The sequence below is a fragment of the Sphaerisporangium aureirubrum genome (assembly GCF_042658925.1).
Classification (GTDB): domain Bacteria; phylum Actinomycetota; class Actinomycetes; order Streptosporangiales; family Streptosporangiaceae; genus Sphaerisporangium; species Sphaerisporangium aureirubrum.
In genome coordinates this window covers 1-10,743 of record NZ_JBHSRF010000139.1, presented here as the reverse complement: position 1 = coordinate 10,743, position 10,743 = coordinate 1, and the positions used below count along the sequence as shown (strand labels likewise).

The window sequence follows — 10,743 nt, the reverse complement described above, 5'->3', positions numbered from 1 at the left end:
CGATATCGGCCCCCACAAATCATCCCCCCACTCCCGGCTCCCCCACCGAAACAGGCCCCACCCACCACTCGCCGGCCGATGCCCCACCGCCGACCCCCCACAAGGCGTCACCCCACCAACGCCCGCACGCACCAAGTTACGAGCCCCAGACCCTTACCAGATGGCCATCTCTAGGTGTCCCCACCACCATCCCCGCCCCCACCTCACCAACCGCCCCCCTCGGATGCCACCCACCAAACCCACCGGCCGAACATCACCCCTTGGCGTTTCCCGAGCTCGGCCATCACCACCCACCCACCCCACCGCACCCTTCGCGCATGCACAATCCCACGCCAGCGGAAACAGCCACTCCGCACGTCAGTAAACGCTTTGCCGGGGAGGAGGTGAAACCCTATGTGTGCTGCGGTGAAGTGGCCCACCCCTTGGCGTTGCCCGAGCCTGACCATCACTGCCCACCCACCCCGCGAGACCTCTGTCCGCGTATGCAGATGCCTTCGTAGGCGGCTGGCGGCTCCTAGCGATAGTGGCGCTTTAGCCGGGGGATGAAGCCCCATGCGTGCCGGGGTGAAGTGGCCCACCCGTTGGCGTTTCCGAGCATGGCCATCACCACCCACCCACCCCGCGACACCCCTCCGCGCATGCGCAACCCCACGACAGCGGAAACGGCCACTCCTCACGTCGGTGAACTATGGCGGGGAGGAGATGAAGCCCATGCGTGCTGGGGTGAAGTGGCCCACCCGTTGGCGTTTCCGAGCTTGACTATCACCACCCACCCCGCGAAACCTGCGTCCGCGTATGCGGATGCCTCCGTCGAGGGCTTGGCCGCTCCTTGCGGTAGTGGGCGCTTTGGCCAGAGGAATGAAGCCCCACGCGCGTCGGGGTGAAGTGGCCCACCCGTTGGCGTTTCCCTGGCTTGGCCAGCACCGCCCACCCATCCCGCGAGACCTCTGTCCGCGCATACGCGACCCGCGACGGCAGCCCCTTCTGCTCCCAACGACAATGAGCCCGGCCCTGCCGAACCCGCGCCGCTCGCCCGGCATAGGCATTTCGTCCTCGTTATCGCTCCCGGCCATGTCGACCCGGAGCCCCCGCACCCGGAGGCTCCTCGGCCCGGCCGCCACCGCCACGGTCAGCCCGCCGCCACGGAGTTGCCCTCGCCGCCGCCGACACGGCGAGATTAAGTGCGGCGAATCCGGCCGTCCTACGGCGGTTGATCCAGCCCTCTTTTCCGTTACCCGCAAGGGGTGGTCGCCTACCGGGTGGCCCGCGCTCCGGTGGTCACCTTGATCGGCGCCGACACAGCAGGGCATGTACGGCGAATCCAGCGCCGTCCCACGGCGGTTGACCCAGCCCCTTTCCCCGTTATCCGCAAGGGGTGGTATGCCCCCGGGGCCGCGTGTGTCCGGAGGGGGGTCTCGCGGGGTGGGCGGGTGGTGATGGCCGTGCTCGGGAAACGCCAAGGGGTGGGCCACTTCACCCCAGCACACATGGGCTTCATCTCCTCCCCGGCAAAGCGCTCACCGACGTAGGAAGTGGCCATTCCCGCTGCCGTGGGGTCGTGCACGCGCGAGGGGGTGCCCGGGGTGGGTGGGCGATGATGGTCAAGCCCGGGAAACGCCAAGGGGTGGGCCACTTCACCCCAGCACACATGGGCTTCATCTCCTCCCCGGCAAAGCGCTCACCGACGTAGGAAGTGGCCATTCCCGCTGCCGTGGGGTCGTGCACGCGCGAGGGGGTGCCCGGGGTGGGTGGGCGATGATGGTCAAGCCTGGCTTTGGAGGTCTCCACCAGCACCGTTTGTAGGTCAGTGCTGACACCACCCGGACCAGGAGGGCACCCTAGTGTTGGTGGGAGTTGACACCACCCTGGCGGGCGCGCAAGCGGAGCTCGTAGAGCAGGCCAAGTGGCGGGAGCACCCCAATCGGGACACCCCCGAGCACGTCCGCGATCAGGCCGAACTGTGGGCGGGACAGGCACGCACCGAACTGGAGTGGGCGAAGAGCCTGAGCAAGTGACTGTCTGAGGGCGCCTACACCATGGCCGATGATCCGGGTTCGTGGCGAACGGTCCCCGATCACCTCAAGATGCGCGCCTAATCAACCTTGACTAGACGTTTCTTCCTCGTATACTTTGGCCAAGTAGTCAAACTGGACTAGTCTCTACCAATCCGTTCGCAACACGGGAGAAGGAATCGAACCCATGGGAAAGCTCGCGATCGAGACGAGAGGGTTGAGCGGAGGTGGGCGCATGTCGGCGACGAAGCTCCTAGTACTCGGTATCGTGCACCTCTCCGGCGGCGCGCATGGCTACCAGGTGCGGTCCGAACTGCAGAGCTGGGGTGCGGAGAGTTGGGCCAAGATCAAGCCCGGCTCGATTTATCACGCGCTGAAGAAGGCGGCGGCTGATGGCCTCCTCACCGAACACGCCGAGCCGGGCAACTCCGGGCCGGAGCGCGTTCTGTACCGCGCGACAGCTCGGGGACGTGACGAGATGGTCGAACTGGTCCGCGACGGTCTGCGGCGCACCCACGACCCGGACATGCTCAACGCGTCCATCGCCATGTTGCCCATGCTGACCAGGACAGATGCCATCGCGCAGGTTAACAAGCGGGTCGCGCGCCTGGAAGCGGAGCTCGTAGTGCAGGCCGAGTGGCGGGAGCACCCCAATAGGGACGCCCCCGAGCACGTCCGCGATCAGGCCGAACTGTGGGCGGGACAGGCACGCACCGAACTGGAGTGGGCGAAGGGCCTGAGCAAACGACTGTCTGAGGGCGCCTACACCATGGCCGATGATCCGGGTTCGTGGCGAACGGTCCCCGATCACCTCAAGATGCGCGTCTAATCAACTTGACTAGACGTTTCGTCCTCGTCTGCTTTGGCCAAGTAGTCAAACTTGACTAGCTCACCAATCCGTTCGCAACGCCGAGAGAAGGAATCGAACCCATGGGAAAGCTCGCGATCGAGACGAGAGGGTTGAAGAAGAGCTTCGGCACGACCCACGCGGTCGCCGGTGTGGACCTGGCCGTGAGCGCCGGGGGCGTGTACGGCGTGCTCGGTCCGAACGGGGCGGGCAAGACCACCACGATCCGCATGCTGGCCACGCTCCTGCGCCCCGACGCCGGAGAGGCGCAAGTGCTCGGCTACGACGTCGTGCGTGACGCCCGGGCGGTGCGGAGCAGGGTGGGCCTTACCGGGCAGTTCGCGTCGGTCGACGAAGACCTCACCGGGGTAGAGAACCTGTTGCTGCTCGCCAGGCTGCTCGGCTACTCGCGCCCGCGGGCCAAGCGGCGAGCGGCCGACCTGCTCGACGCGTTCGGTCTTGCCGAGGCGGCCGACCGGCAGGTGAAGAAGTACTCCGGCGGGATGCGCCGGCGCATCGACATCGCGGCGAGCCTGGTCGTCACCCCCGAACTGATCTTCCTCGACGAGCCCACGACCGGGCTCGACCCGCGCAGCAGGAACCAGGTCTGGGAGATCGTCAGGGGCATGGTCGCCGAGGGCGCCACCGTGTTGCTGACCACGCAGTACCTCGACGAGGCCGACCAGTTGGCCGACCGGATAGCGGTGATCGACCACGGGAAGGTCATCGCCGAGGGCTCGAGCGGCGAGCTCAAGGCATCGGTCGGCGCCGGCTCGCTGCACGTACGGCTACGTGCGCCCGAGCAGCGGGCCGAGGCCGAACGGGTCCTCGCCGGCGTCCTCGAGGTGGCGGCTGAGCCGTCCGCCGACCCGGCCGCGCTGTCCGCGCGGATCTCCGACCCCGAGCGGGTCGCCCGCGCCCTGGCCGAGCTGTCCCGCGGCGGCATCGACGTCACCGAGTTCGCGCTCGGTCAGCCGAGCCTGGACGAGGTGTTCCTCACCCTGACCGGACACGCCACCGAGGAGACACCCGAGGAGGATGCCGCATGAATGCCACGTCCGCGGAGCAGGCGTCGGCGCCGGTCACTGAGGACGCGCTGCGCAGTGTGCTGTTGGCCGGTGAGCGGCCGTCTCGCCCCGGCCCGGTGCGCACCTCGTTGACATTCGGCTGGCGCGCTCTGCTGAAGATCAAACACGTCCCGGAGCAGCTCGTCGACGTGACCATGTTCCCGATCATGTTCACACTGATGTTCACCTACCTGTTCGGCGGCGCGCTCGCCGGGTCGACACAGGCGTACCTACAGTTCCTGCTGCCCGGCATCCTGGTGCAGGCGAACGTCATGATCACCATGAACACCGGCATAACGCTGAACACCGACATCCAGAAGGGGGTGTTCGACAGGTTCAGGTCACTTCCGGTGTGGCGACCGTCCCCGCTGGTCGGCGCCCTGCTCGGCGATGTGATGCGCTACTCGATCGGGTCGGCGATCGTGATCACGCTCGGCCTGGTCCTAGGGTTCCGGCCGGAGGGTGGCGCCATCGGCGTGGTGCTCTCGGTGGTGCTGCTGCTGGTGTTCTCGTTCTGCCTGTCGTGGCTGTGGACGATGCTCAGCCTGATCCTGCGCACGCCGAACTCGGTGGCGGGGGTCAGCCTGATGGTGATGTTCCCGCTGACGTTCGTGAGCAACATCTTCGTGGACCCGAAGACGATGCCCGGGTGGATGCAGGCGGTCGTCGAGGTCAACCCGATCACCCACCTGGCGACCGTGGTACGCGGCCTGATGGACGGCTCGGTGCCCGCCGGGGAAATCGGCTGGGTGCTCGTCTCGTCCGTACTTCTCGTCGCGGTCTTCGGTCCCATCACCATGGTCCTCTACCGCAACAAGAAGTAGATGCCGCTACCGCGAGCACTTGGTCGAAATCAACTCCGACAACCCGGCCCACTCGGCCAAAGCCATCACCGCTACCAGACCCGGACACGACAAGGAGAGCCGAATGAGCACCATCCCCAAGAAAACCTCGGAAACCGTTGCGCACACGCCCGGGCGGGCGAGCAGCATCGGGGTCTGGATTCTGCACGTCGTGCTGGCGGCGATAATCGCCGGCGGCGGAATCTCGAAGCTCGCCGGCGACCCGGTCATGGTGGACATGTTCGCCGACATCGGGGCTGGCCAGTGGCTCCGGTACCTGGTCGGAGCGCTGGAGGTCGCGGGAGGGGTTGGACTTCTGATCCCGGCTCTGGCGGGCCTGGCCAGTCTCGGGTTGGCGGCATTGCTGACCGGTGCTGTCATCACCGATCAGTTCGTGCTCGAGCAGAGCCCTTGGCTGCCGCTCGCCTTACTCATCGTGGCGGCCGTGATCGCAAGGACGCGGTGGTCGCGCACCGAGGCCGTCGTCGGCACGCTGCTCAGGCGCTGAGACAAACCTCTCGAACGGAGATGTGAGATGAACGAGATGGCCTTTCGCGTGACATCAAACGATGGCACCACCATCGCCTACGACCGGAAGGGAAGCGGTCCGGCCGTCATTCTGGTGGGCGGAGCACTCGACGAGGGGGTGGAGAACGCTCCCTTGGCGCCGGCTCTCGCCGAGCACTTCACGGTCTACAACTATGCCCGTCGGGGACGCGGCGCGAGCGGCTTCACCGAGCCGTACGCCGTGGAGAGGGAGATCGAGGACCTGGATGCGTTGATCGCGGAGGCGGGCGGCTCGGCACACCTGTTCGGGGCGTCCTCTGGTGGCGCGCTGGCGCTGGAAGCGGCCGCGGCCGGGTCAGCCATCGACACGATCGCCGTGTGGGAGGTGCCCTACGCGGTCGGGGACGACATCCGCCAGCGATTCGAGGAGTACGTCGCGGACACCCGACGCGCCTTCGACGCCGGGCGAGACGAGGAGGTTCTCGAACTGTTCATGCGCTTGAGCGGCGCCTCCGACAACAACATCGCGGCCAGGAAAGCGGCAGGCAAGCAGACGGCGCATTGGGCGCATTCGGTCGCCCTCGCGCCCACGCTGGTCCACGACAGCGTCTTCCTCAACCGCTACCAATTGCCGGCCGATCGACTGGCAACGGTCACCCAACCGGTCCTGGTCACCACCGGAGGACCGATCACGGTCCCCTATATGGCAGGCCTGCCCTCGGACTTCTTCGACCGCGCAGCCGACGAGCTTGCAGACCAATTACCCCACGCTCAACGGGAGACCCTCGAGGGGCCGGATCACGTCGTCGACCCACAGACCGTCGGCCCGCTGTTGCTACGGTTCTTCAGCAGCGAACACTGAGGGGCCTGCGAGGTGTTGCGGGAAGACCGATTAGGCACCGCGCAAGCAGATCTTCGTCGCGCCAGGGACACGGGGCGGACAGGTGGTGTCGAGGTTGATGTCGTCGGCGGCATCACAGGCCTGATCCTGGGCGTGCTCGTCACCAACGTCTTCGTCACCACGCAAGGCCGGGCCGTCGTACTGACCTGGGCTTCAGTGGGACTCGACCTGGCCTACTCGCTGCTCATCGGCTCCGTCGTCGGTCGTACCCTCCACTCCGGGCCGACTCAGTACCGCCCACCGAAGCCCTGCGCAGCACATGACCAGGCACCTCGGTAGGGCCAGTGATTCCGGGCTGTGGTCGCATGCGGTCACCGTTCCCGGGCGGTGGCCCGGTGCCGAAGTCGTGCCCACGGCGTGCTCACGGCGTGCTCACGTCAGGAGTGCCACCGATGACGCAGCCGCGTTCCCGGGTCGACCTGTACGCGGCGATCCGACGGGATGCCCGATCTGGGATGTCCAACCGCGCGCTGCAGCGCAAGCACGGCGTCGGCTTCCGAACCGTGACAGCGGCGCTGGAATCTGCATGGCCGAAGGAGAGAAAGCAACCGCCCAAACGCGGCTCACGGCTTGACGCGTACCGAGTGGTGATCGACGAGTGGCTGCGCTCGGACCTCGACGCGCCGCGGAAGCAGCGACACACGGCGAAGCGGATCTTCGATCGACTGCTTGACGAACATGACGGGGCCGGGGTGGTGTCGTACTGGATGGTCCGCGAGTACGTCGCCACCCGACGCCGTGAGATTCGCGTCGAGGTCGGACGGGAACCTGCCAACGCGTTCATCCCGCAAGAGCACCGCCCGGGCCGCGAGGCCGAGGTTGACTTCGGCGACGTCGCCATCCGCCTGCGCGGCGAGCTCGTAACCTGCGCGCTGTTCAGCCTTCGGCTCTCCTACTCGGGCAAGGCCGTGCACAGGGTCAGTGCCTCGGCTGGGCAGGAAGCCTTCTTCGAGGGTCACGTCCACGCCTTCAACGTGCTCGGCGGGGTGCCGACCGGGAAGATCCGCTACGACAACCTCAAGGCCGCCGTCGCGAGCGTGATCGGGTTCTCCCGCCAGCGGGTCGAGGCCGACAGGTGGACCGCCGTCCGTTCCCACTACGGCATCGAAGCCTTCTATTGCCAGCCCGGAATCCAAGGTGCGCACGAGAAGGGCGGCGTCGAGGGGCAGATCGGCTGGTTCCGACGCAACCACCTCGTCCCCATCCCAGAAGTCGACTCCCTCGCCGAGCTCAACGCTATGGTCGACGCCTGGGACGAAGCCGACGACGCCCGGCGGATCGGGTCCCGCGCCCGCACGGTCGGGGAATACTTCGCCACCGAGCAGCCACTCCTCGCGCCCCTTCCGACCGAGCCGTTCGAGACCGGCCGCTGGTTCACCCCGCGCGTGGACCGGTACGCCCAGGTCACGGTCCGGATGAACAAGTACTCCGTGCCCGCGCGCATGGTCGGCCGTCAAGCCCGGGTGCTCCTGAACGCCAGCGACCTGGTCGTGTTCGACGGCAGGACCGAGATCGCCCGCCACGAACGGCTCATGACCAAGGGCTCGACCCGGGTCGACCTGGACCACTATCTCGAGGTCCTCCTCCGCAAACCGGGCGCGCTACCCGGTGCGAAAGCGCTGGAGCAGGCCAGGGCATCCGGGCGGTTCACGCCCGTTCACGACGCCTGGTGGGCCGCGGCCTGCAAGGCCCACGGTGACGCTGACGGCACCCGTGCCCTCATTGAGGTCCTGATGATGCACCGGCACCTTCCACACGACCACGTCGTCGCCGGACTCGCGACGGCGCTGCGTGCAGGCGCGCTCACCGCGGACGCTGTCGCGTTGGAAGCGCGCAAGTACAACGACACAGCAGATGGCGGAGCCGACGACACGACAGCGGACCACCAGTCCCTGATGAGCGGCGACAGGGCACGCGGAGAAGGCGAGATCCCTGCCGTGCGATCGCTGACCGAGCGCCGGCTCCGCGCCCACATCCCGACCGACACTCGGCCGCTGCCGAGCGTGGAGAAGTACGACCAGCTGTTGGCCAGCCGACGTGACACCCCGAACGAAGGAGCCGCACCGTGACCACCAAGCGCCGTGGAATGACCGAAGAAGCAGCCGACGCCGCGATCGACCAAGCGTGCCGGATGCTGCGAATGCCCACCATCCGCAACTCCTTCACCGACTACGCCGACCGGGCAGGGCGTGAGCAGATGTCTTACCGCGGGTTCCTCGCCGAACTATTGCTTGCCGAGTGCGACGATCGCGCCCGACGCCGGTCCGAACGCCGGATCAAGGCCGCCAAGTTCCCCCGCGAGAAGTCCCTGCGGGCCTTCGACTTCGACGCCAACCCCAACATCGATCCCGCCGTGATCCACACCCTCGCCAAGTGCGAATGGGTCCAGAAGGGACAGCCGCTGTGTCTGATCGGGGACTCCGGCACCGGCAAGTCCCATCTGCTGATCGCACTCGGCACCGAGGCCGCCATGGCCGGCTACCGGGTCAAGTACACCCTGGCGACCCAGCTTGCCAACGAGCTCGTCGAGGCCGCCGACGAGATGACGCTGGCGAAGACCATCGCCCGCTACGGTCGCGTCGACCTGCTGTGCATCGACGAACTCGGCTACATGCAACTCGACCGCCGCGGCGCGGAACTCCTCTTCCAGGTCCTCACCGAGCGTGAGGAGAAGGCCTCGGTCGCGATCGCGTCCAATGAGTCCTTCGGCGGCTGGACCAAGACCTTCACCGACCCCCGGCTATGCGCAGCCATCGTCGACCGACTCACCTTCGGCGGCACCATCCTCGAGACCGGCACCGACTCCTACCGTCTGGCCCAAGCCACAAGGCAGCGGACAACCTGACACCCGTCGGGCGCGGAAGCGGTGTCGACGCAAACCAACATCCGCGGCACCGACACGTGCCCGGCGGTGTCAGAACTCGCCAACAAGCGGTGTCGGACGAAACCTCCGCAGCCATCAAGCCCGGGAAACGCCAAGGGGTGGGCCACTTCACCCAGCACACATGGGCTTCATCTCCTCCGGCAAAGCGCTCACTACCGGAGGAGCGGCCGAGCCTGCTGTCGTGAGTTGCGTATACGCGGAGGAGGGGGTGCCGTTTCCTGGTGTGGTGTAGCTTCCGGGAATCTTCGTGAAGAGTGTCGAGGGCCGCTGTCCGGCACCGAGGGTGGCGCAGTCATGATCACGGCATCGGAGATCACACCACCTGGCGGGACGTCACCCCGGCAGAAGCGGCCAGGGGGCCGCACGCCGACGAGAATCAGCTCTCGACGCCGCACACCCGGCAGAACCGGCCGGGGCTCCGCGCCCTGAGGAGGGTCGACTCTCGGTGCCGCACACCGGACAGGAGCGGCCGGGAGCGCATGCTAATACGGGCAAGTCTCTCTGCCGTGCAGCGACGGGTGTCAGTTCTCGGTGTCGCACACCGAGCAGTGGGTGAGGCCGGCGGCCTCGGCGTCGAGCCGGGACATGGTCTCCAGGGAGCCGGGGTCCGAGCCCTTGATTAGCGGGCAAGCCGAGCTGTGGTACCGGCGGGTGCCGGAGATGACCTTGACCATGCCCGGGCGCCGGAACTGCGCCGTCGCCGAGCCACCGTCGTCGTCCTCGTCCACCACGGACTCGCGTCGCTCCGGCTTGGAAAGGTCCCGCCTGGCGGCCTCCGGCTTCGCGATTTCCGCACTGGGGCTCTCCACCTTCGGGCCCTCTGCCTTCGGGCTCTCCGGCTTGGAGGTCTCCGCTTTGGGAGTGTCCGGCTTGAGGCTCTCCGCCTTGCGGGTATCCGGCTTGGAGGTGTCCTGTTCGAGACTCCCAGCCGTGGGACTCACCGGCCTGGGAGAGTCCGTCCTGAAGCTCACCGGCTTGGCGCTCTCCGCCTCGGGCTTCTCCGTGTCACCGGATCGTGCGGGCGACGCGGCGGGCGGCCGGGCCGGGGACGGCGTGGACGGCTCCGCGGGCGGAGTGGTGGAGCGCTTCGGCGGGGCGGGGGCGTCGGCCGGGCTCGCGGCTTTCGCGTCACGCGCCTCGGCGGCATCGGTCCCGCGGGTCTTCGCGGCCTCCGGCTTCCCGGGGTCGCCGGGCCGGGACTCGTCGCGGCCGGGAGTGCTCGGCCCCTTGGCAGGCTCGGGCCGCTTGAAAGCCTCGAAGGGACTGACCGCCTCGGGCAGGACCACGGGCTTGGCCGGCACGACCGGAGGAACCGGCGCACCGGAGGACGACGTGGGCTTCCCTGACGCCGCTCCTGGCTTCCCGGAGAACCATGTGTCGGCCGCGGGCTTGGCGGTACCGGAGTCGGCCGCCTCCGCGCGCGACCCGGACTCCACGCCGTTGACGTCGGAGGACCGGCGCGAGTCCGAAGGCCGCCCCAGATCAGAGGGCCGACGCTCAGAAGACCGGCCCGCATCCGAAGGACGTCCCGGGTCAGAGGGCCGGCGGTCGGAAGACCGCTCTGCGTCCGAAGGACGTCCCGGGTCGGAAGACCGGCCTGGGCCGGAGGGGCGTGGTGGGTCTGTGGGACGGCCGGTGGGGCGGTCTGTGTCTTGGGGGGAGGGCTTCTTGTCGCTGGGTGGG

General features: G+C 67.7%; 9 protein-coding genes. 8 read left to right on the top strand and 1 reads right to left on the bottom strand.

Annotated features, from left to right (window positions below; all coding sequences use genetic code 11):
• The first annotated feature begins 1,847 nt into the window (after positions 1 to 1,847).
• The 8 genes from ACFP1K_RS40075 to istB all read left to right on the top strand — a co-directional run bounded on the left by ACFP1K_RS40075 (position 1,848) and on the right by istB (position 9,021).
• The gene (locus ACFP1K_RS40075) at positions 1,848 to 2,015 is read left to right on the top strand and encodes a hypothetical protein (protein WP_158441122.1); all 168 of its coding nucleotides are present in this window, start codon (positions 1,848 to 1,850) and stop codon (positions 2,013 to 2,015) included.
• A 184-nt stretch (positions 2,016 to 2,199) separates the two neighbouring features.
• Complete coding sequence (locus ACFP1K_RS40070) at positions 2,200 to 2,841, top strand: PadR family transcriptional regulator (protein WP_380763647.1); 642 nt, start codon at positions 2,200 to 2,202, stop codon at positions 2,839 to 2,841.
• A gap of 101 nt (positions 2,842 to 2,942) precedes the next feature.
• Positions 2,943 to 3,908, top strand: coding sequence for an ATP-binding cassette domain-containing protein (locus ACFP1K_RS40065; protein ID WP_380763645.1), 966 nt, complete (start codon positions 2,943 to 2,945; stop codon positions 3,906 to 3,908).
• On the top strand, positions 3,905 to 4,750 hold the full coding sequence (locus ACFP1K_RS40060; RefSeq protein WP_380763643.1) for an ABC transporter permease: 846 nt from the start codon (positions 3,905 to 3,907) through the stop codon (positions 4,748 to 4,750). The genes ACFP1K_RS40065 and ACFP1K_RS40060 overlap by 4 nt, the downstream gene beginning before the upstream one ends.
• A 103-nt stretch (positions 4,751 to 4,853) precedes the next feature.
• The gene (locus ACFP1K_RS40055; RefSeq protein WP_363526656.1) at positions 4,854 to 5,276 is read left to right on the top strand and encodes a DoxX family protein; all 423 of its coding nucleotides are present in this window, start codon (positions 4,854 to 4,856) and stop codon (positions 5,274 to 5,276) included.
• A 27-nt stretch (positions 5,277 to 5,303) separates the two neighbouring features.
• Positions 5,304 to 6,137 (top strand): alpha/beta fold hydrolase, encoded by an 834-nt coding sequence (locus tag ACFP1K_RS40050; protein ID WP_380763641.1) that lies wholly within the window; start codon positions 5,304 to 5,306, stop codon positions 6,135 to 6,137.
• Positions 6,138 to 6,568: 431 nt separating this feature from the next.
• On the top strand, positions 6,569 to 8,245 hold the full coding sequence (istA, locus tag ACFP1K_RS40045; protein WP_380763639.1) for an IS21 family transposase: 1,677 nt from the start codon (positions 6,569 to 6,571) through the stop codon (positions 8,243 to 8,245).
• Positions 8,242 to 9,021, top strand: a complete 780-nt coding sequence (gene istB, locus ACFP1K_RS40040; RefSeq protein WP_132208543.1) for an IS21-like element helper ATPase IstB — start codon at positions 8,242 to 8,244, stop codon at positions 9,019 to 9,021. The genes istA and istB overlap by 4 nt, the downstream gene beginning before the upstream one ends.
• Positions 9,022 to 9,581: 560 nt before the next feature.
• On the opposite strand, the gene ACFP1K_RS40035 is transcribed toward istB, so the two are convergent.
• Positions 9,582 to 10,361, bottom strand: coding sequence for a hypothetical protein (locus ACFP1K_RS40035; RefSeq protein ID WP_380763637.1), 780 nt, complete (start codon positions 10,359 to 10,361; stop codon positions 9,582 to 9,584).
• Positions 10,362 to 10,743 lie beyond the last annotated feature (382 nt).

What these genes read in the sequence shown, in the direction of transcription:
- ACFP1K_RS40055 (WP_363526656.1), top strand. Translation starts at nt 4,854, where the DNA reads ATGAGCACCATCCCCAAGAAAACCTCGGAAACCGTTGCGCACACGCCC.
- ACFP1K_RS40060 (WP_380763643.1), top strand. Translation starts at nt 3,905, where the DNA reads ATGAATGCCACGTCCGCGGAGCAGGCGTCGGCGCCGGTCACTGAGGAC.
- istA (WP_380763639.1), top strand. Translation starts at nt 6,569, where the DNA reads ATGACGCAGCCGCGTTCCCGGGTCGACCTGTACGCGGCGATCCGACGG.
- ACFP1K_RS40070 (WP_380763647.1), top strand. Translation starts at nt 2,200, where the DNA reads ATGGGAAAGCTCGCGATCGAGACGAGAGGGTTGAGCGGAGGTGGGCGC.
- ACFP1K_RS40050 (WP_380763641.1), top strand. Translation starts at nt 5,304, where the DNA reads ATGAACGAGATGGCCTTTCGCGTGACATCAAACGATGGCACCACCATC.
- ACFP1K_RS40065 (WP_380763645.1), top strand. Translation starts at nt 2,943, where the DNA reads ATGGGAAAGCTCGCGATCGAGACGAGAGGGTTGAAGAAGAGCTTCGGC.